The organism is Sphingobacterium wenxiniae (genome assembly GCF_900116225.1).
GTDB classification, from domain to species: Bacteria; Bacteroidota; Bacteroidia; order Sphingobacteriales; family Sphingobacteriaceae; genus Sphingobacterium; species Sphingobacterium wenxiniae.
The window spans coordinates 143,995-164,843 of the sequence record NZ_FOZZ01000001.1; the positions used below are offsets into that span (position 1 = coordinate 143,995).

The window sequence follows — 20,849 nt, forward strand, 5'->3', positions numbered from 1 at the left end:
ACACAACTTTCTATTATCTTTTTGCTAATTTTGCTGACCATTTGAAATTAAGATAAAAACATGAGTATTGCATTATCTGAACAGGAACAACAGCGCAGGCTAAACCTCCAAGCCATCATCGATTTAGGAATAAACCCCTATCCTGCTGATGAGTTTAAGGTGAACGTTACTGCAGCTGACATCTTTGAAAACTACGAAAGAGACAAACTCAATTATAAGAATATCCGCATTGCAGGACGTATCATGAGCCGTCGGGTGATGGGCAACGCTTCTTTCATGGAGCTTCAGGATGCCACAGGCCGTATTCAGGCTTATGTAAAACGTGACGATATCTGTCCGGGAGAAGACAAAACCCTTTATAATACTGTTTTCAAAAAGCTATTAGACATCGGTGATATCGTTGGTGTAGAAGGTTATGTATTCACAACCCAAACTGGTGAAATCTCTATCCATGTCGAGCAACTGACACTGTTAACAAAATCCTTGCGTCCACTCCCAATTGTTAAAGAAGCTGAAGGCAAAGTATTTGATGCGTTTACAGATCCGGAGCAGCGTTACCGTATGCGTTATGTGGATTTGATTGTTAATCCGCAAAACCGCGATATCTTCATCAAACGCACCCGTATGTTCAATGCCATGCGTGAGTTTTTCAATAATGCAGGTTATATGGAAGTGGAAACACCGGTATTGCAGGCAATTCCAGGTGGAGCAGCCGCACGTCCGTTTATCACACACCATAACGCATTGGATATCCCATTATACTTACGTATTGCTAACGAGCTATATTTAAAGCGCCTTATCGTTGGGGGATTTGAGGGTGTATACGAGTTCTCTAAAAACTTTCGTAACGAAGGTATGGACCGCACACATAATCCAGAGTTTACCGCCATGGAGATTTATGTAGCTTATAAAGACTACAACTGGATGATGGACTTTACCGAACGCTTGCTGGAACATTGCGCCATCGCCGTAAACGGAACAACAAAAGCTACTTTTGGCGAGCACCACATTGATTTCAAAGCACCATACCCTCGTGTGACAATGGCAGAGTCCATCAAACATTTCACTGGTTTTGATATCACTGGAAAAACAGAAGAAGAAATCCGCAAAGCAGCCAAAGGAATGGGGATCGCTGTTGATGACACTATGGGCAAAGGCAAACTGATTGATGAAATATTCGGAGAAAAATGTGAAGGAAACTATATACAGCCAACATTTATCACCGACTACCCGATCGAGATGTCACCTTTGACCAAAAAGCACCGTGACAACCCGGAACTAACCGAGCGCTTTGAATTAATGGTATGCGGAAAAGAAATAGCAAATGCTTATTCCGAATTAAACGACCCTATCGATCAACGCGAGCGTTTTGAGCATCAGTTACGTCTCTCAGAAAAAGGCGATGACGAAGCCATGTTTATCGATCAGGATTTCTTGAGATCCCTGGAATATGGTATGCCACCAACATCTGGCTTGGGAATTGGAATGGACCGTTTGATTATGTTCTTGACCAACAATGCATCTATCCAAGAAGTTCTTTTCTTTCCGCAAATGCGCCCAGAGAAAAAAGAAATCGTAGTAGAATTAAACGAAGAAGAAAAAGCTGTATTGGCTATCTTATCCGAAGAGCAACAGACTTTAGCTGATGCTAAAGAGAAATCTGGCTTAAGCGGAAAAAAATGGGATACAGCAACAAAAGGTCTACGCCAAAAAGGGTTGATTGATATTATTGTCGATGGAGACAATAAGTTTATCGTGAAAAAATAAACAACACACTAAACATAAAAATAAGAACGGCGATTGATAATCAATCGCCGTTCTTATTTTTATGTGTCTTAAGGATCGGTTACCAACCCATATTTCTGTTGCCCGTTGCCCCTGCTTCTGCAGGAGTATCTGTCGACGACTCTGGTGCCTTATCAATCAATTCCATAAATTGATCCAGTTTAGGCGTAATAATAATCTGCGTACGACGGTTCCGTGCTTTTCCTTCAGCAGTATTGTTCTCCGCGATAGGGTTATATTCACCTCGACCACCTGCTGTTAAGCGCTTCGGATCAACACCATATTGATTCTGTAGAGCCTGCACAACCGATGAGGCACGCAATGCACTCAAATCCCAGTTGTTCCTGATATTTTGTTTTGAGATCGGATCGGTATCCGTATTACCTTCAATTAATACCTCATAATCTCTGTAATCCATGATAATTTTAGCAATTTTACCCAATGTCTCTCCCGCTCTATCTGAAATCTCGTAACTTCCAGATTTATAAAGCATATTATCCGATAAAGAGATATAAACAACACCTTTCAACACCTGTACATCGACATCACGCATTTCCTCTCTGCTCAAGGAACGAGTCAAGTTATTGGTCAACACCATATTAAGGGAATCACTTTTATTTTTCGTGTTCACCAAGTGCTGAATGTATTTGTTAGAGGCATTGATCTCATCCACCAACTTGGAAATATTGGCATTACCTTGGGTATTCTGATTAATACTATTGTCCAGCGACCCTTGCAAACGCGCTAAAGCTTCTTTAAGCGAAGCGTTGTTCTTACGCTCTTGTTCCAATTGGTCTTCCAGGCTTTTCACACGAGCTCGGCTCTCCGTTAGTTCCATTTGCCCTTTTTGATAAAGTTCAGCTAAATCTTGGTGCTGTGTTTGAAGAGCGGCGTATTTCTTTTTACCAACACAACCCGAAAGAAGTAGACCAGTAGCAATAACGCCCATCATGATTATCTTTTTACTTATCATAATCCTGTTTTTTTTAATGTTTCTTTACATGAAATAACAAAAGCCGTGCCTTTTTATGTGGCACGGCTTATTAGACTTATTGTAAACGTGTTAAACCTAGGTTAAATACTTGTTAAACCAGACTTTGAACGGACTTCAGCAGACTTGCACGGACTTGAACGGACTTTTGAGCAGACATTTCGATTGCAGTTATAATAAAGCCATCAAAATATTCCCTTTCATCATCTCCATCAACTTATTTCAATAAACCTTTACAAATCTGGCTAACCAATGCAGGTCCCTCATAAATAAAACCAGTATACACCTGCACTAAGCTCGCCCCTGCATCCAATTTCTCCAATGCATCCGCTGCGGAGTGGATACCTCCAACGCCTATGATAGGAAAAGAGCGATTAGACTTTTCCGAAAGATAACGAATCACCTCGGTAGAGCGTTTGGTCAACGGCTTACCACTCACTCCTCCCATTTCATTGACCAAAGCCGCGTCACTTTGCAATCCTTCCCGGGATATAGTTGTATTCGTCGCAATAACACCCGCAATTTGTGTTTCCTGCACAATCTCTACAATATCATCCAGTTGTGAATCAGTCAAATCCGGAGCTATTTTCAACAAGATAGGGCGTTGAATATGCTTGGTATGATTTAAGTCTTGTAAGGTATTCAATATCTTCTTCAATGGTTCTTTTTCCTGCAAATCACGCAAGCCAGGCGTATTAGGAGAACTCACATTCACCACAAAATAGTCAACATATTCAAACAAGGCATTGAAGCAAGCAATATAATCATTGACCGCTTCCTCATTTGGTGTTACTTTATTTTTACCGATATTTCCCCCAATGATAAGACCTTTTTTATCCTTAATATTTTTCAATCGTGCCGCTGCTACTTCTGCCCCTTGATTATTAAACCCCATGCGGTTAATCAGTGCTTCGTCCTTCACCAAACGGAACATTCGCGGTTTATCATTACCCGGTTGTGGACGTGGAGTCACCGTACCGATTTCGATAAAACCAAAACCAAGGTTAGCCATATCCTCGATATACTCTGCATTTTTATCAAATCCCGCCGCCAATCCTACCGGATTCTTGAATTTCAGTCCAAAAACTTCCCGCTCCAAGCGTGGATCATCCACGGAATAAATAGATCGCAGCAAGGACTTGGCACCCCATATTTTATTGAAACGGCGCAAGCCACCTGTCACATTGTGGTGAGCAGTTTCGGGGTTCATCGTAAAGAATAAAGGTTTGACTAATGTATACATAGTGCAAAGTAAAAATTAAAATGTCAAAAGTCAAAATGAAGTTAGAAGCCACAACTATTCCCTGCCAACGGACAACTAAAAAATTACTACTTTTGTAGCGAAATGATATCTATAAATAATTTAACTTTCGAGATTGGCTCAAGGGCATTGTATGAGGAGGCGAACTGGCATATTAAGCCCGGTGATAAAGCCGGATTAATTGGAGCGAATGGTGCAGGGAAATCTACCTTGCTTAAGCTTATCGTGGGCGAGTATTCCCCTACCGAAGGCAGCATCTCCATGGCTAAAGACCTTAAGATCGGTTATCTTAACCAAGACTTACTCTCTTACCATTCCGAGAAGAATATTGTGCATGTTGCTATGGAAGCATTTGAGCGCCAAAACCAACTTCATGCTGAAATCGAAACGCTTCTAAAAAAACTCGAAACCGACTATTCAGACGATATCCTGAATAAACTGAGTGACAAGCAGATGGAATTTGAGGCCTTAGATGGCTATAATATCGAATTTCGCGCACATGAAATCCTTGCCGGATTGGGCTTCTCTGAGGAAGAACAACGACGCCCTCTGGCGACATTCTCCGGTGGTTGGCGGATGCGTGTGATGCTTGCCCGAATCCTGTTGCAAGCGCCAGACATTCTCTTATTGGATGAGCCTACCAACCACTTAGATCTACCATCCATCAAATGGTTGGAAAACTATCTCCAAGCATTCGATGGTTCTATCGTTATCGTATCCCATGACCGATATTTTCTAGATCGCATTATCAATAAAACTGTTGAGTCACGCAAGGGAAAGCTTACAGTGTACGCTGGTAACTACTCTTACTATTTGGAAGAAAAGTCGCTCCGCGAAGAGATACAGGGCAATCAGTTCAAAAACCAGCAGGCAAAAATCAAACAAGAAGAACGCCTGATCGAACGCTTCCGTTCAAAAGCAAGCAAGGCCAAAATGGTACAGTCACGCATCAAAGCTTTGGATCGCATGGAGAAAGTCGACGCCGTTGATGATGATAATCCCGAAGTAAACTTTAGCTTTAAGTTTTCCAAACCTTCTGGACGACATGTCGTGACTCTGGAAAATATCTCAAAGTCTTATCCCAACCTTGAGATCCTTAAGGATACGGATGCCCTGATTGAGAAAGGTGATAAGATTGCGCTCATCGGAGCAAACGGGAAAGGTAAATCGACATTACTACGCATCGTTGCAGATGCCGATAAAGAATACATTGGAAAAAGCACCAAAGGACATAATGTGTCGCAAACCTTCTTTGCACAGCACCAATTGGAAGCCCTGCATCTTGAAAACAGCATCCTACAAGAATTGATAGCTTTTGCACCTAAACATACCGAAACTGAAATCCGCTCTATTTTGGGTTGTTTCCTATTCACAGGCGATGACGTGTTCAAAAAGATAAAAGTGCTGTCAGGTGGGGAAAAATCCCGTGTAGCTTTAGCAAAAGCCTTAACAGCCGACGCTAATTTTTTAGTACTCGATGAGCCTACCAACCATTTGGATATGGCTTCCGTAAACATCCTCATCCAGGCGTTGCAACAATACGAAGGAACCTTTATCGTAGTTTCTCACGATCGTTATTTTCTGGATCATGTCGCCAACAAGATATGGTTTATCGAAGACAAACAGATTAAAGAATATCCGGGGACATATGAAGAATATGAAGAGTGGAATGCAAAACGTACGGTAACAAAACAAAACGATAAACCAGAGAAGAAAACCGTCAAAGAGACGCCGAAAAAAGAAAAAGTTGTGCCACCGGAAGATAGGCAACGTGCGCTTCAAAAGAAAAATAAAGAATTGCAGACCTTAGAGCAAAAAATAGCTGATAAGGAAAAAGAGGTAAAAGAGTTAGAAGCACATCTAGCAGAGGAAACTGTATATTCCGACCCACAAAAGCTTCAAGAAGCCACACGTTCTTACAATTCGACAAAAGCGGAATATGAGCAACTGCAAGAAGCTTGGGAACAATTGGCAGAAGAAATCATGGAGCTGGAAGAATCCTAATACATACAAAATGAAAATTTTATATTTTGTCACTTTTTGGGCATGTCAGATTTTGTCCAGCATCCTATTTAAATACGGAGGAATCCACCCCAAATACCAATGGCTTACCCTCATCGGTGGCAACATTATTCTGCTATCTGCGAGCTGGTTTTTGGTACAACTTTTCAAAACTGTACCGCAACCTATCGTGATTGCTTTATGTTCTGGAGGTACATTTCTAACCGTACAGTTAGCAATGGCATTAGTTTTCAAACAGCCCCTCTCATGGATGCAGATATTGGGCTCGCTGGTCATCGTAACCGGTATGGTTATGGTTACATTCGGCGGGAAACAAGCATAACTAAATATAATAAAATTGGAGCGGCCTAGGCCGCTCCAATTTTATTACTAATCCTCTCCATAGCTCCATGAAATAAGCTTATCCTGTAAAATGCGTGAAATCTTATTGAAATAGCGCTTTTGTTTGTAGCCCATCACCCATTGAACTCCCTGAACAGCATTTGTACAGAAAATTTCATCTGCCTGTTTCATAATCTCTGGGCTAATCTGCGCTTCGACAACAGGAATTTGTTCATCAGCCGCCATATCCATCACTACCCTACGCATCACACCTTCAACACAGCCTTCCGACAAAGCCGGAGTGTACAGGGTCTTATCATAGTACACAAAAATATTAGAAGTCAAAGCTTCACAAAGATTACCTTCCTGATTCAACAGGAAAACCTCATCATAGGCAAATTTTTTCTTAAAAAGTCCAGCCATAACAAAAATCAGGGCATTGTTGGATTTCAACTGTGATAGGTCACTATATGGCTTCTTAAACTCTGTATAGACATCAACAATCAGCCCCAGTTTTTTATCACGAATGGATATAGGCAGACGATCAACCTGCAAAGTGTAAGCCGGTTTATTGGTTTCAGGAGCATACAATCCGCCACCATCACGAAACACAATCAAACGCACCCTTACCGACTGCCCTATCATATTGTTCTTTCGTATCAGCTCTTCCACTTTCGAACGAATAAAGAAAGCGTCAAATTTAGTTGCTTCTTCAAAATGCAGTAACTGCAAACCTTTTTGCAAACGCTCGACATGAAAATCCAGAAAGCGAATATCACCGTCTTTCCAAAGCATGGTTTCAAAAATACCATCACCATAGCGGAAAGCTCGGTTATCTACAGTAGCAATTCGTTCGTTTTCGGGCACAATCTGCCCATTCACATTTATATAGTGCATAAAGTAATATCAAAAAATTAAATACCTAATCCTTCAGCAGAAGAATAGCTTCGCCATTTTTCCAGAACCTGTACGAAATCATCGGTCAATGGCGTCTCGAAATACATCATCTCTTTTGTACGTGGGTGTACAAATCCTAAAGATTGAGCATGAAGTGCTTGACGAGGTAGAATATCAAAACAATTCTGTACAAACTGTTTATATTTCGCGAATACAGTTCCCTTCCGTATTTTATCTCCGCCATAAGCCTCGTCCGAAAACAACGGATGACCAATGGATTTCATGTGTGCACGAATCTGATGCGTACGACCTGTCTCCAGTTGACACTCCAATAAAGTTACATAATTCAACCGTTCCAACACCTTATAATGCGTAACGGACCACTTCCCTTTATCCGGGTCATCATATACATCCATCACACGTCGGTCTTTCACACTTCGTCCGATATATCCCGAGACTGTACCATCTTCGGCAACATCTCCCCAAACTAACGCTATGTATTTACGGTTTATTGTATGGTCAAAAAACTGTTTGGCCAAGAAAGTCATTGCCCATTCATTCTTGGCAATAACCAATAAACCGGAAGTGTCTTTGTCAATACGGTGAACCAACCCGGGTCTCCCTGTGTTTCCCGGTAAAGTAGGCAGCTGATTCAGGTGGTAGGTCAACGCATTTACCAACGTACCGGTGTAATTGTTATATCCCGGGTGAACGACCATCCCAGCCTCTTTATTGACCAATAAAACATCATCATCTTCATAGACGATATCCAATGGAATATTCTCGGGATAAACTTCCGTATCACGTGGTGGGTCTGGTAAGACAACAGTGATGACATCCAGTGGCTTCACTTTATAACTCGCCTTGACAATTTTTCCGTTAACCAGTACAGATTCGGCATCGATGGCATTTTGGATTCGATTACGGGAAGTATTTTCTATCCTGTTCATCAAGAACTTATCCAAGCGCAGCAAAGCCTGCTTCTTGTCAACTTCGATCTTGAGATGCTCGAACAGTTCCCTTTCATCCTGTTCCTGTAAATCTAATTCTTCTGCCATCACGCAAAAGTATTGAAATCCTTTAAAATCTACTAACTTTGGAAATAATATGTTAGCATTCGACATCCATAGCCCGGAAGAAGAAATCCACTTTCCACTGTATCAAGAAAAAGAAGTACGCGTGTTCGTTAAACGAGACGATATGATACATCCTTATATCTCCGGAAATAAGTGGAGAAAACTGAAATACCCCTTAGAAGAGGCTCGATTGACTAACAAAACCATATTAGTGACGTTCGGTGGCGCTTGGTCGAACCATTTGCTGGCAACAGCTTGCGCCGGAGCTAAATTCCGGTTTCAAACAGTAGGTTTCGTTCGTGGAGAAGAAGTACAAAATCCAGTTTTGGCACTCTGCAAACTCTTCGGCATGCAGCTATACTTCATCGGCCGCGAAAGTTATAAAAATAAACCGTCCGTATTTGAGAAACATTTTGGCCATCGAGATGATGCCTATTTCATTGATGAGGGCGGTTATGGAGAAAAGGGAGCTTTGGGGGTAAAGGATTTGTTGGAAGAGATACAGGGCATATACAATCATTGCTTCTGTGCCTGCGGCACGGGCACAACCTTGGCTGGTTTGGCATTGGGAAATAGCGCTATGCAATTACACGGCATACCTGTACTGAAAGGTGGTGAATTTATCTACGAAGAGCTAAGAAAACTACATGCTGATCCTCTTCAAGTTATCCTCCATCTGGACTATCACTTCGGAGGTTATGCGAAGAGCAATATTGAACTACAAAACTTTATCCAGGCTTTTTGCCAACAAACAGGCATCATGATAGAACCTACCTATACCGGTAAACTATATTATGCTTTGCATGATTTGATTTCGAAAGATTACTTTGCAAAAGGTTCAAAGATCTTGACCATTCACACTGGTGGGTTAACAGGTCTTTTAGGTTATTTGTAAAGTTAGGGAATCGGTTAATTGCTTAACTGATTAATCCATTAACCAGTTAAACAATTAACCGATTAAACTTCTCTATTGGAATTGTATTTCCCCAAAAAATGTGGGCAAATGGAAATTAGGAGTTGGATGTTCTATCCTGTTCCAAGAGATAAAGTGCGGTGTCGGCAATCCATCGCCGCATTTATAAAAATTCGCGTAAGCCTTCGTTCCTGAAAGCTGTTCTTTGCCTAAAAGTTCAGTTGGAATAACTAAAATAATGCTCCACGATTTTTTACTCTCTACATTCACCACCGAAGTGGTCGTTTTCACCTTTAGAATTTCTTCGGCAGACAAACGTGTTCTTTCAGCCTTTACTTCCGTACCGTAGCCTATCAAGCCCGTACCCAGCACATTAAATTCAAAATTGTAATAATGCTGCTTGTCAAACGAAAGAAAAAACTCTACACAACTATCCTCCCATACCGATTCATTCGGACGAACAAATTGTGCTTTGACAAATTCTTCCTCAACCGTATAATGTAAAAAGATGGCAGTATCATTATGAGCTGCCTGGAATTTGACAGATGGGCAATAAGGATAATCTGCCGGCCAATTGACTTCGCTGATACTATGGCTGGGTAAGTTCTTTAATTGTTGGCCGAGCGTATAATAATCAAAATGCTCGGTATTGATATTGATTTTGGGAACGGTTAGCTGTTTCATATTAAGGGTTATAACATGGAGCTGTCCGAAAAGGCCACCGTTATCGTCATTGCGAGGAACGAAGCAATCTGATGACGGTAAAAACGCAGATTGCTTTGTCATTCTTCCTCGCAATGACGCGTTTTTTTAAGTTTTTGCTACTCTTCAGACAGCCCCATCAAGTTTACGCATTTACACTTTGTTCTAATATCTCCACAAGCTCAGATTCGTGCTTTTCTAATTCTTGCACCAACTTAAGCTGTGCATTCGTACGTACCAGATTATGCTCAGGATAATGGATCTTATAATAAGTATCTCCTTCCAGATAATCCGTCAAAAAGCGTACGGCCTGCATATAAGGCAATAAAAACACGCCATGTAACAACGATGCTGTTTCCGCTTCTGTTAAAAACTCCTTGGCTTCACTCAAATAACCTTCCGCATAGGCCTTGAACAAGGGAATATTCAGTACGATCTTCGTCTTGTCAGCTTCATCTTCAGCAGCCGAATTGATAATCGTACGTATTGCATCGCCAAAATCATAGGCAACATAGCCCGGCATCACCGTATCTAAGTCGATAACACACTGGACATTGTCTTCTTGATCCAACAGAACATTATTAAATTTAGTATCATTGTGCGTAATCCGCAAAGGAAGTTCACCGCGTTGTGCCATGTCCAATATTGTACGCATACGTTCCTCTCGGTCAAAGATATAATCCAAAATATCCTGTACGCTTTTTACCCTACCTACGCTATCTTTTTCGATTGCTTTTCTCAGATTACCTAGCCTAAAGTCTATATTATGAAAGTTCGGCAATATCTCAACCAATTTCTCGGCTTCCAAGTCCGACAATTGCTTCTGGAACTCGCCGAAAGCCTGTCCTCCGGAATATGCTTGTGCTGTTGTCTCTACGATATCATAACTTTTTGTATCTTCTATCAACAAAAACATCCGCCAATAATTCCCTTCTTCATCTTTGCAATATAGCTTTCCTTCTTTCGTCGGAATCAAAGTAAGCGTACTCTTTTCTACACGCTCTTCACCCAAATGGGCCAATTTCCCTTTCAGATGGTCCAACACGATTTTCGTATTGTTCATCAATCCATCAACATTCGAAAAAATGTGGTGGTTGATACGCTGCAAGAGGTAACTTCTACCATCTTCTGTGTTTGTGCTTACACAGAAAGTGTCATTGATATGCCCAGACCCAAATCGTTTAGCATCTACAATCTCGCCTTGTATATCAAATTGACTGGCCGCATTTAGCCCTGCAGTGTTGTTATTATCATCCATTAGTTCTTTCAATTACTACATAATTCATGTTTACTCGACTGCAATATCTACAATTAATATGTAAAATTAAAATACCAAAATAACACAAACGATTGCATGCAATTCTGCTATCAATATGAAGAAAATGTTTTGAATATCTCAATGGATACACTTTTTCCCATTATCATGATAATCTTTTATACTATAGAACAATAATCAATTTCCTTACAAAGTATCGGAAAAGATTTCTTAATTTTAAGAACACAATCCAAAATATATGCTCACTGAGATAATTATCATCTTTACTTTAATTATTCTTAACGGAATTCTTTCCGCATCCGAAATTGCAATCGTATCCAGTAGAAAAGCTCGCCTGCAAGCAGCGGCCAACAGATCCAATACATCTGCCCAAGCAGCCCTACAACTAAAGGAAAACCCAAATCAGTTTCTATCGACCGTCCAGATTGGGATTACCTTAATCGGTATCCTAACAGGTTTTTTTAGTGGCGGAACCATTTCTACTTATTTAGCAGAACTATTAAATCAAATAACTTTCCTTGCCCCTTACAGCACGCAGCTTTCAATCGTCATTGTTGTTTTGGCAATCACCTACCTTTCTTTGGTTATAGGTGAACTTGTCCCCAAACGCGTTGGTATGGCTATTCCCGAAAGATATGCTATGCTCATTGCTACACCTATGCAACTGCTCAGCAAAATTGTCAAGCCATTTGTATGGTTGCTAAGTATATCCACAGAAGGAATTGTACGCTTATTAAACATCAAAGTTTCCAAAAACACTGTTACAGAAGAAGAAATCAAAGCCTTAGTGGATGAAGGTGTGGACAGTGGTGTTATCGATCATTATGAACATGATTTTGTAGACCGTTTATTGGTGTTAGGTGATAAAAAAGCCATTAACTTAATGGTGCACCGCTCGGAAATAGACTGTTTGGATCTGCAAAAGGATTTTGAAGCCAACAAGGCAATTATCCTACAATCAAATCATACAGAATTTCCGGTTATAGACGGCAGCTTTGACCGTGTTAGAGGTGTTATCCAAGCCAAATCTTTTCTAAAGAAACTTATAGACAATCAGCCTATTGTTCTGGAAGAGCTGATAACGCCTATCATGTTTGTCAACGAAAATAGCTACGCCTATTCTATCCTCAATGGGTTTAAAAATGCTAAAGCACAATTAGCGGTTGTAATTGATGAATACGGTATTCCTCAAGGAATTGTTTCCTCTAAGGACATTGTGCGCTCCGTATTTATTGGTATCGATTTAGAAGATGAAAATGAAGAACCGGAAATACGCAAACGTGAAGATGGGTCTTACAGTGCAGATGGTATGATGCAGCTGACGGACTTCCTCAACTTTTTCCACATAAAATTATCAGAAGAGGAAGAAGAAGAAATCAGCAATATTACCACTTTAGGCGGCTTGGTATTTCTAACGTTGGATCATATACCTGCCGAAGGTGATTTTATCCTCTTCAAAAGCTATCGTTTAGAAGTTTTGGATATGGATGGGCACCGTATTGACAAAGTACTGGTAAACAGTCTGGACGAACCGAAGAATGCGATTAACGAAAATGAAGATTAATGCTTCAATACGGCAAGGCTAGCTGCTCCAATTCTTCAATATTACCTTTGAACATGTTCAAATCTACAGGACCTTTAATTCCTCGAACGAATCCCCGTTCTGAAAACTGCCAAAAGTTCCAATGTTTTTTGGGCTTATCCACCCAGAAATTATAATTGGCTATCCAAAGTATATAATCCGAAAACTCTTTTTCCAAGAAATCGGTAAAGTAACTATCACCCGAATACAAAATAGGCTTGACACCATAGTGTTGCTCCACCTCATCCAACCAGCGCTTCAATCCTACTTTGAGAGAATCCATCGGTTGACGTCGTGGACGCTCTTCAATATCCAATACTGGAGGCAGATCACCCGGCTTCATCTTCACCGTAGCAATAAAGTTTCGCGCTTGTTTCTTTGAATTTTCGTTCGGACGAAAATAATGATAAGCACCACGAAGCTTTGCTCTGCTTTCAGCAGCTTTCCAATTTTCAGCAAAACGTTTGTCCTTTGCTTTCTCCCCCATCGTTGAACGGATAAACACGAAATCCACTGGAAATTTATCATGGATAGTATTTACTTCTATCCAATTTATATCCCCTTGATATTGTGAGATATCGATACCATACACGTATCTATCGTGTTTCGTCATCAAATCCACATTGCGCTGCTCATGCTCGCCGGAGCTATGCCCTTCACCGGCATCCTCGGTATACAACCAACTCTTCAACGTATAGGAAAAATCAGTCGTATAATAGAGCAATCCAAAAATAAACAGAATAACAACCGGAATGGCTATACTCCAGATTAAGTACTTTGTACGTTCATTTTTACTTACTTTCACACTACGCTTGACCGTTCTGCCAGATTTTGCCATATTGCGGTGAAAATAGCGGTTTTATTTTTCATTGACAATATATTGTTTTCTTTATGCATGTTTATAACCCCAAGGAGTGGTTTTCTAAAACCATCATGCTCCAAACACAAGGAGCCTTTAAGAAACTTATCCCCTTTCTAGTCCTTATTGCCATTTACTCTTGGGGAATTGCCTATTGGGAACTCGAATATCTTAAGCTATCCGAGAAAAGCTGGATAAAAAACACCACCATAGTACATAGTCTTTTAGGCTTTGTACTTTCTTTATTATTGGTATTTCGTACAAATACAGCTTACGACCGCTGGTGGGAAGCCCGCAAACAATGGGGCACATTAACCAATATTAGCCGTTCCTTAGCCTATAAGTTAAATAGCTTTTTGGAAGAGGGTGACAAAGTATCACGTAGTTTTTACCGCAAAGCGTTACCGCTATACGCCGAAACCCTTTTTGATTTTCTCCGCTCTGATTATACCAAATTTATGTTGGACGAAACAGAACATCCTGAATGGAAAACGCTGGACGAAAAAAAACATGGCCCCAATCAGGTGGCCGCACTCATTTTCAAGAAAACAAATGAGCTTTATAAAGAGGGTAAAATTTCAGGCGAACAATTCATCATCTTAAACGATGAACTTCAAAACCTCACGAATGTATGCGGAGCCTGCGAACGAATAAAAAACACACCTATACCACTAAGCTACAGTGCATTCATAAAAAAGTTTATCATCGCATACGTCGTAACCTTGCCTTTTGGCTATGTCTTCTCTATGGGATATTTTGTGATTTTAGCTGTTCCGTTTATCTTTTATGTACTTGCTATGTTAGAGATTATCGGCGAATCCATCGAGGAACCGTTTGGGCAAGACAGCGATGACCTACCCATAGATAAAATTAGCAGAAACATAAAAAAACATACGCAGGAACTCTTGATGCCCTAATCTTTGGTACAAACAGTAAATCAAAGGCCATATAAAAAATAATTGCACTCATTTTCAAAGGGTAATGACAATAAGCCAAAATAAGTTTTGGAGAGACGGTTAGAATTTCTACTTTTGTGACGGAAAGTTGGCAGAGTGGTCGAATGCGGCGGTCTTGAAAACCGTTAACTGTCACAGGTTCGGGGGTTCGAATCCCTCACTTTCCGCAGCAAAATCCTTCATCTTTTGATGAAGGATTTTTTGTTTTAAGGCTTCAAACCAAAAAGAGGTTCAATATCGAATCTGAGGTTTTTGGAGCTAAACCAATCCTCCTTCCCTTGCAGTAAAATAGGCACTATGGCCGCCAAGCAGTAACGCCGTTAGCGCGCACCATCTGTTGGCTACCATTCGGAATAACGGGAATAACTTCAGGGCTATTATCCATATGATATTTCTTACCATCGGAAGGAATGATTTTTAAGAACCAATGACTATTCATCGATGCAGGTGCATGGAAATAGTCCGCTCCAATCAATAAATATTTATCATCAGGTGAAAATTCACCAAAATTTTCGTCAGCAGTGCCATCTGTTACCTGTACAAGATTCTCACCCGTTATATCCATCATAAAAACATGTTTATTAATGTACATACTGATTTTTTGCCCATTGTTGCTTACACGCACATTACCCCAGTTTTCATAATTCATTTCCTTCACCAAAGACAAATTTTCGTACGGAGGATCAGCGCGCAAAAGCATATTTTTGAAACGCACCAAAATACTATTATTGGGCAGCCAATAAGCATTATCAGTCGAAGTGAATGTGTCCTCTCCTATCCCAGACATTTCATACTTGATATTGCCATCCATATCCATCATCACAATACCATTATCGCCATCCGGAACAACCATAATAAAACTATTATCAAAGGATATTTTTCCATAGTTCCGCGTACTATTACCATAACGTGGTACATAATCAAATGCTTTTACAATCTGGTCATCTGCTGTATTGACAAGAGTAAAGCGATTACGATCATATGTCCCCGCTTCTCGTGAGGAGACAAGACGTAATTTACCATCTCTACTAATTTCCCAACTCACTGTACTGTATGCATTATAGGAAAAAAATGCATCTTCTTCTCCTGTCCACATATCTATTTTCATGACATTCGAAGTATATTGATGGTAGATGATTCCGGGCAAGGAAGTATTCCCTCCTCCATTTCCTCCCTTATCACCCCCATCATCTTTGGAGCAGGAGACAGACAGCACAGCAACTAGATATAACGGAAAGGCTAAAACACAAAAAAATCTCTTCATAACAAATATGTAAAAAGTTTATAACTCATTCCCAAGTGGTGTTTCAACAAGCAAACCTCTTACGGGACACCTTATTAACACAATTAACACAAAAAATGTAACAAAAAAGATACCAAAGAGATTGTAATCTATATTTCAACATAAGATTGTCGCATCTGCCTCTATAATCTCGTTTATAGTTTATACAAATCGATTATATATGAAAAGATTAGGTTTATTATTTGCTTTTGCGATGTTATGTTGGAGTTGTGATAAAGATGATACACCATCTAACGCCACAGAGTGCGACATAAGAATGAAGAAGTTGTACGAATCTGAACTGCAATGCACCCAGAAACCGACCGCCATGGCGGTGAATCTATTTTCAGGCACCTACGAAGGAGAAAAAGTATATTTCACAGACATTATTTGTCCTGCTTGCGGTGTAATGCCGCCAAGTTTTGGTTATACATGTGCTGAGAAGAAAATCACCTTTGATAGTTATACGAATGTCAAAAACATCAAACTGGTCTATAACAGCTGTACGAAAGAATACGTAGATTAAGAATAGGCAACTCACTGTTGTTCCAATTTTCAAAAACCAACCCGAGTTCGTATCTTTAAACATGTCGTTTATTTATCTGGACAACAACGCCACGACACAGCTCGATTCAGCTGTACTGGAAGCAATGCTCCCCTACCTGAAGGATCTCTATGGCAATCCCTCCAGCATGCAGCACCGTTTAGGACGCGAAGCACATAAAGCAGTGGAAACCGCTCGCCAACGGGTTGCGCAAGCAATAGGTGCCAAAGAACAGGAGATCTATTTTAATTCCGGGGCTACAGAAGGGATTAACACCGTTTTACGTGGTGTCGCCCAAAGCTACGCGACAAAAGGCAAGCACATCATCACCTGTAAAACAGAGCACAAAGCTGTCTTGACCACTTGCGAGTTGTTGGAACGACAGGGAATGGAAATCACTTATCTAGATGTGAACAACAATGGCGAGTTGTCTTTGGATCAACTCAAGAACGCCATTCGTCCAGATACCATCTTGGTGTGTCTTATGTCAGCCAATAATGAAACCGGCGTACTGCATCCAATTTCCGATATTGCCCATATCTGTCAAGAACGTGATGTTCTCTACTTCTGCGATGTCACACAAAGTATAGGAAAACATCCTTTGCATGTGCAACAATTACCTGTTGATCTTTTGGTTTTTAGTGCACACAAGCTACACGGTCCTAAAGGAACAGGCGTACTATACATACGAAGACGGACAGCAAAGCCCATACAAATACCTCCATTGATTTCCGGAGGTAAACAAGAGAATAACTTACGTGGAGGCACATTGAATGTTCCCAACATTGTTGGTTGTGGTCAAGCTCTAGCAAACATAGAAACCAAGCCGCAAATCAAAGCATTACGGGACATGCTCGAAAAACAAATCATCAGCCGTGTCCCTGAAACCTTTGTCAACGGACAGATAGAAAAACGATTAGACAACACGAGCAATATCACTTTCCGCCACTTGAAGTCCACAGAAATCATGACCGCTCTTCCGGATATTGCGCTGTCGTCCGGGTCAGCCTGTGTGTCGGGACTTTCGGATCCGTCACACGTTCTGAAAGCCATGGGGCTCAGTAATGAAGATGCACATAGCAGTATCCGCTTTAGCCTAAGTAAATATACAACCGAGCAAGACGTCGCAGACGTTGTACAACAGATAGAACAGGTTGTTACCCGTTTGCGTGAGGCATCTCCTATCTGGAAGCTTTTTAAAGACGGACTCATACCTTAATTTTGACACTTCCACAACCATTAATATTTGCAAATCAAATGGAGTTTAACGTATTTTGTACTATAATAAAAGAAGGAATACAACATGGATGCAATGGTAACCATTACAGATAAAGCAAAAGGCCGTATTGAGCAAATCATGCGGGAGGAGAATTACGACAGCAGTTATTTTGTGCGCGTAGCCGTAGAAAGTGGTGGCTGTTCAGGGCTTTCCTACAAATTGGATTTTGACAATGAGGAAAAGAAAGGCGATCAGTTTTGTGAAGATAAAGGTATTAGAATCTGCCTTGACATCAAATCTTACTTATATCTGGCGGGAACAGAATTGGATTATTCCGATGGTCTAAACGGAAAAGGGTTTGAATTCCACAATCCGAACGCCAGTAGAACCTGCGCCTGCGGAGAGAGTTTCTCGGTTTAATAGTGGTTTACAAGATTTTATAACGCGGACTGAATAGTCCGCGTTTCTTTTTTAAAACGTTTCCTCAGCCATTGTATTATTCACCATAGCACCTGCAACATTTCCTGTTGCTACGGCATTGGCTACGGAACGCATAAGGCTTGCATTGTCGCCACAGGCAAAAACACCTGTTACAGTTGTTTTCTGAAACATATCTGTTTTGAGCAATCCTTGTTCTGTCAGCTCACAACCCAATATTTCGGGAATCTGGCAATGCTGTTCCAATACAGGCCGTGAATAGATTGCTTTCAGTTCAAAGGTTGAATTGTCCTTGAAAACGATTTCGCGTATATTGCCTTTTTCATGGTTCAGGTAAGCAATTTCTTTCTCAATAATCGGAATGTTATGCCGGGCAACTTTATTGGTTTCTTCTTCTGTGAGCAACGATTTCCCGTTTGTAAAAATCGTCAAATCTTTCGTCCAGTTACGGATGAGCTGAGCGTAATGAAGCGCAAAACTTCCGTTTGCTAAAATACCTGTTTTTTCTCCTTTCACTTCGTAACCGTGACAATATGGACAATGAATAACGGAAATTCCCCAACATGCCGAAAAGCCTTGGATGTCGGGCATGATGTCCTTTACACCTGTCGCAAAAATGAGTTTCCGGGCTGTAAATATTTCGCCAGTTTCTGTGGTAATGGCAAAGCCGTTTTCAGTTTTTGTACCGCTAACAGCCAGCCCGTTTAAAAACTTTACCGTGCTGTATTTCAAAACCTGTGCTTTGGCCTTTTCTGCAATCGCACCTGGTTTTTCTCCATCCTGCGTGATGAAGTTGTGCGAGTGTGGGGTTTGCCGGTTGCAGGGCAACCCACTATCTATGATTAAAACACTGCGCAAGGCTCGTCCCAATGCCATGGCTGCGGAAAGTCCTGCATAGCTCCCGCCAATAATAATTACGTCAACATTTTTATGATCTGTCATAAGATTGAATTTTGTGAATGATGGAAAGTGAAAAGCCAATGCAGTCAAGGCCAGTCCGGTCTGCTTGATGATTTCCCGCCTTGTATATTTTGTGTGGCGCACTGCTAAATATCTATCGGAAAAGGGTCATTTAATTTTATATGCTTATCGAACAGATATTGTTCATCATCCTGCAACAAACATCTTTCTAAACCGGCAATAACGCTATCCTTGTCTATGTCTTGCCCGATAAAAACCAGCTCATTCATACGGTCGCCCCACTTCGCACTCCAACGTTCTTCAATTACGTCCCGATTATAGATAAAAGAAGCATATTTCATCCGTTCGGGATAAGGCATACTGCACCACCAGACGCCTGCCCGTTCCAAACGGGAGGAACCGCCTGCCTGCGAAAAATTTAATGCATCATTGGGCCGCGAAGCCAACCAGAACAGACCTTTGGCTCTGATAATTCCAACAGGATATTCTTCATGGAGATATTTCCAGAATCTGTCTGGGTGAAACGGTTTTTGGTTGCGAAACACAAAAGAACTAATGCCATATTCTTCTGTTTCGGGCGCATGTGTTTCGGCTTGCAATTCTTTTTGCCAGCCAGCCGAATTTTGAGCCTCCTCGAAATCAAACAATTTCGTATTTAATATTTCTGTCGGGGCAACTTTTCCAAATTCAGAAGTGATAATTTTTGCTCCTGGATTGAGTTTGTGAATAGCGGCTTTTAAAAGCCCGACAGTACCAGCATCTACCAGATCGGTCTTGTTCAGGATAATGACATTTGCAAATTCAATCTGGTCCGTCAACAGGTTGACAATTGTTCTGTAATCGCCCTCCATATCGGTCAAGTTGCGATCTTGCAAGAGCTCATTTGTTCCAAAATCTTTAAAGAAATTTAAGCAATCCACTACTGTTACCATGGTATCGATATAGCTGAAACGTGAAAGGTCGATTCCGTTTTCTTCATCCACAAATGAAAAGGTCTGCGCAACAGGGACAGGCTCACTGATACCCGTACTTTCAATGAGCAGATAATCGAAGCGTTTTTCTTTAGCCAGTTTTTCTACCTCTGTCATTAAGTCTTCACGAAGTGTGCAACAGATACAGCCATTGCTCATTTCGACCAACTTTTCTTCCGTTCGTGAAAGGGTGTTTTCATTTTCGATCAATCGTGCGTCCACGTTCACTTCACTCATATCGTTCACAATGACGGCTACCTTCAGCCCATCTTTATTGTGCAAAACATGATTGAGCAAGGTTGTTTTTCCTGCACCTAAAAATCCGCTCAAGACGGTTACGGGAAGTTTCTTTTCTGTTATCATATCTGTTTAAACCAATTGATGATGTTTTTTAAATGTTGCTCGCCATACAATGAGATAAATCTTTGCGTTTCCTTATTGTCCGGATCCTGATAAACTGCCAGACGTTGTTTTGCAAAATCTTTAGTCAGGTTAATTTTGCAATCGTTGATGATGCAGCTCTTCCATTGTTCGTAAGTCTGGGGTATCATTTGAATTATGTTTATATAAATGCAACAATATTGCAAATATAAAAATCAAACACTTTAACAGCAACATAATTGCATTTATTTTTTTAGGAGAATAAACATATTTACGTAGGTATTGTAAAATCTAAGGTGCTTTACTTAAATACCAAACAGATAGTTTCTTCTCAAATTAAGGTATATGCCCACAATTGTATCATTCACGAAATACATTTGTCAGCAGACTACTATCTAAATATTAATATTTTCTACCCAACCTCTTTTTTAGTTAAGAAAATAACTATTTTT

The 20,849-nt window shown here is 40.6% G+C and carries 20 protein-coding genes and 1 tRNA gene; 10 read left to right on the plus strand and 11 right to left on the minus strand.

Annotated elements, in window-relative coordinates; all coding sequences use genetic code 11:
* The first annotated feature begins 60 nt into the window (after positions 1 to 60).
* Positions 61 to 1,767, plus strand: a complete 1,707-nt coding sequence (gene lysS / locus BM375_RS00645; protein WP_170852546.1) for a lysine--tRNA ligase — start codon at positions 61 to 63, stop codon at positions 1,765 to 1,767.
* A gap of 79 nt (positions 1,768 to 1,846) precedes the next feature.
* Here the strand turns inward: lysS and BM375_RS00650 are convergent, their stop codons facing one another.
* Together BM375_RS00650 and BM375_RS00655 are read right to left on the minus strand one after the other, a co-directional pair.
* Complete coding sequence (locus BM375_RS00650) at positions 1,847 to 2,758, minus strand: OmpA family protein (protein ID WP_093363237.1); 912 nt, start codon at positions 2,756 to 2,758, stop codon at positions 1,847 to 1,849.
* A 235-nt stretch (positions 2,759 to 2,993) separates the two neighbouring features.
* A complete protein-coding gene (locus tag BM375_RS00655; RefSeq protein WP_093363238.1) occupies positions 2,994 to 4,019 on the minus strand; it encodes a quinone-dependent dihydroorotate dehydrogenase in 1,026 nt (341 codons plus the stop codon).
* Between the two features lie 102 nt (positions 4,020 to 4,121).
* Between BM375_RS00655 and BM375_RS00660 the strand changes: the two genes are divergently transcribed.
* Positions 4,122 to 6,041, plus strand: a complete 1,920-nt coding sequence (locus BM375_RS00660; RefSeq protein ID WP_093363239.1) for an ABC-F family ATP-binding cassette domain-containing protein — start codon at positions 4,122 to 4,124, stop codon at positions 6,039 to 6,041.
* Positions 6,042 to 6,051: 10 nt separating this feature from the next.
* Positions 6,052 to 6,381 (plus strand): hypothetical protein, encoded by a 330-nt coding sequence (locus BM375_RS00665; RefSeq protein WP_093363240.1) that lies wholly within the window; start codon positions 6,052 to 6,054, stop codon positions 6,379 to 6,381.
* 47 nt (positions 6,382 to 6,428) lie between these two features.
* Here BM375_RS00665 and BM375_RS00670 read toward each other — a convergent pair whose 3' ends face one another.
* Together BM375_RS00670 and BM375_RS00675 are read right to left on the minus strand one after the other, a co-directional pair.
* A complete protein-coding gene (locus BM375_RS00670; RefSeq protein ID WP_093363241.1) occupies positions 6,429 to 7,277 on the minus strand; it encodes an aminotransferase class IV in 849 nt (282 codons plus the stop codon).
* 17 nt (positions 7,278 to 7,294) lie between these two features.
* Positions 7,295 to 8,335, minus strand: coding sequence for an RluA family pseudouridine synthase (locus tag BM375_RS00675; protein WP_093363242.1), 1,041 nt, complete (start codon positions 8,333 to 8,335; stop codon positions 7,295 to 7,297).
* 49 nt (positions 8,336 to 8,384) lie between these two features.
* On the opposite strand from BM375_RS00675, the gene BM375_RS00680 reads away from it, so the two are divergent.
* A complete protein-coding gene (locus BM375_RS00680; protein WP_093363243.1) occupies positions 8,385 to 9,248 on the plus strand; it encodes a 1-aminocyclopropane-1-carboxylate deaminase/D-cysteine desulfhydrase in 864 nt (287 codons plus the stop codon).
* 72 nt (positions 9,249 to 9,320) lie between these two features.
* On the opposite strand, the gene BM375_RS00685 is transcribed toward BM375_RS00680, so the two are convergent.
* Both BM375_RS00685 and BM375_RS00690 read right to left on the minus strand, forming a co-directional pair.
* Positions 9,321 to 9,950, minus strand: coding sequence for a carbohydrate-binding family 9-like protein (locus BM375_RS00685; RefSeq protein ID WP_170852547.1), 630 nt, complete (start codon positions 9,948 to 9,950; stop codon positions 9,321 to 9,323).
* A 163-nt stretch (positions 9,951 to 10,113) separates the two neighbouring features.
* Entirely contained in the window at positions 10,114 to 11,226 is a 1,113-nt protein-coding gene (locus BM375_RS00690) for a phosphotransferase enzyme family protein (RefSeq protein ID WP_093363245.1), read from the minus strand.
* A 256-nt stretch (positions 11,227 to 11,482) separates the two neighbouring features.
* On the opposite strand from BM375_RS00690, the gene BM375_RS00695 reads away from it, so the two are divergent.
* Positions 11,483 to 12,808 (plus strand): hemolysin family protein, encoded by a 1,326-nt coding sequence (locus tag BM375_RS00695; RefSeq protein WP_093363246.1) that lies wholly within the window; start codon positions 11,483 to 11,485, stop codon positions 12,806 to 12,808.
* 4 nt (positions 12,809 to 12,812) lie between these two features.
* On the opposite strand, the gene BM375_RS00700 is transcribed toward BM375_RS00695, so the two are convergent.
* Positions 12,813 to 13,664: a glycoside hydrolase family 25 protein gene (locus BM375_RS00700; RefSeq protein ID WP_093363247.1), complete on the minus strand. Its 852-nt coding sequence runs from the start codon at positions 13,662 to 13,664 to the stop codon at positions 12,813 to 12,815.
* 53 nt (positions 13,665 to 13,717) lie between these two features.
* On the opposite strand from BM375_RS00700, the gene BM375_RS00705 reads away from it, so the two are divergent.
* Entirely contained in the window at positions 13,718 to 14,602 is an 885-nt protein-coding gene (locus tag BM375_RS00705; protein WP_093363248.1) for a bestrophin family protein, read from the plus strand.
* Between the two features lie 121 nt (positions 14,603 to 14,723).
* Positions 14,724 to 14,808: transfer RNA gene (locus BM375_RS00710), tRNA-Ser, on the plus strand.
* 128 nt (positions 14,809 to 14,936) lie between these two features.
* Here BM375_RS00710 and BM375_RS00715 read toward each other — a convergent pair.
* Positions 14,937 to 15,905 (minus strand): TolB-like translocation protein, encoded by a 969-nt coding sequence (locus BM375_RS00715; RefSeq protein WP_093363249.1) that lies wholly within the window; start codon positions 15,903 to 15,905, stop codon positions 14,937 to 14,939.
* A gap of 295 nt (positions 15,906 to 16,200) precedes the next feature.
* Between BM375_RS00715 and BM375_RS00720 the strand changes: the two genes are divergently transcribed.
* The 3 genes from BM375_RS00720 (at position 16,201) to BM375_RS00730 (ending at position 18,106) form a co-directional block, all read left to right on the plus strand.
* Positions 16,201 to 16,449, plus strand: coding sequence for a hypothetical protein (locus BM375_RS00720; RefSeq protein WP_139227465.1), 249 nt, complete (start codon positions 16,201 to 16,203; stop codon positions 16,447 to 16,449).
* A gap of 61 nt (positions 16,450 to 16,510) precedes the next feature.
* Positions 16,511 to 17,686 carry a cysteine desulfurase family protein gene (locus tag BM375_RS00725; RefSeq protein WP_093363251.1) on the plus strand — a complete coding sequence of 392 codons (1,176 nt, stop codon included), beginning with the start codon at positions 16,511 to 16,513 and terminating at the stop codon, positions 17,684 to 17,686.
* A 93-nt stretch (positions 17,687 to 17,779) separates the two neighbouring features.
* Entirely contained in the window at positions 17,780 to 18,106 is a 327-nt protein-coding gene (locus tag BM375_RS00730) for a HesB/IscA family protein (protein WP_093363555.1), read from the plus strand.
* Between the two features lie 51 nt (positions 18,107 to 18,157).
* On the opposite strand, the gene BM375_RS00735 is transcribed toward BM375_RS00730, so the two are convergent.
* From BM375_RS00735 to BM375_RS00745, 3 genes are all read right to left on the minus strand, one after another.
* On the minus strand, positions 18,158 to 19,066 hold the full coding sequence (locus BM375_RS00735) for an NAD(P)/FAD-dependent oxidoreductase (RefSeq protein ID WP_093363556.1): 909 nt from the start codon (positions 19,064 to 19,066) through the stop codon (positions 18,158 to 18,160).
* Between the two features lie 104 nt (positions 19,067 to 19,170).
* Complete coding sequence (locus BM375_RS00740; protein WP_093363252.1) at positions 19,171 to 20,379, minus strand: GTP-binding protein; 1,209 nt, start codon at positions 20,377 to 20,379, stop codon at positions 19,171 to 19,173.
* Positions 20,376 to 20,567, minus strand: a complete 192-nt coding sequence (locus BM375_RS00745; RefSeq protein WP_093363253.1) for a hypothetical protein — start codon at positions 20,565 to 20,567, stop codon at positions 20,376 to 20,378. Before BM375_RS00745 ends, BM375_RS00740 begins: the two co-directional genes overlap by 4 nt.
* Positions 20,568 to 20,849 lie beyond the last annotated feature (282 nt).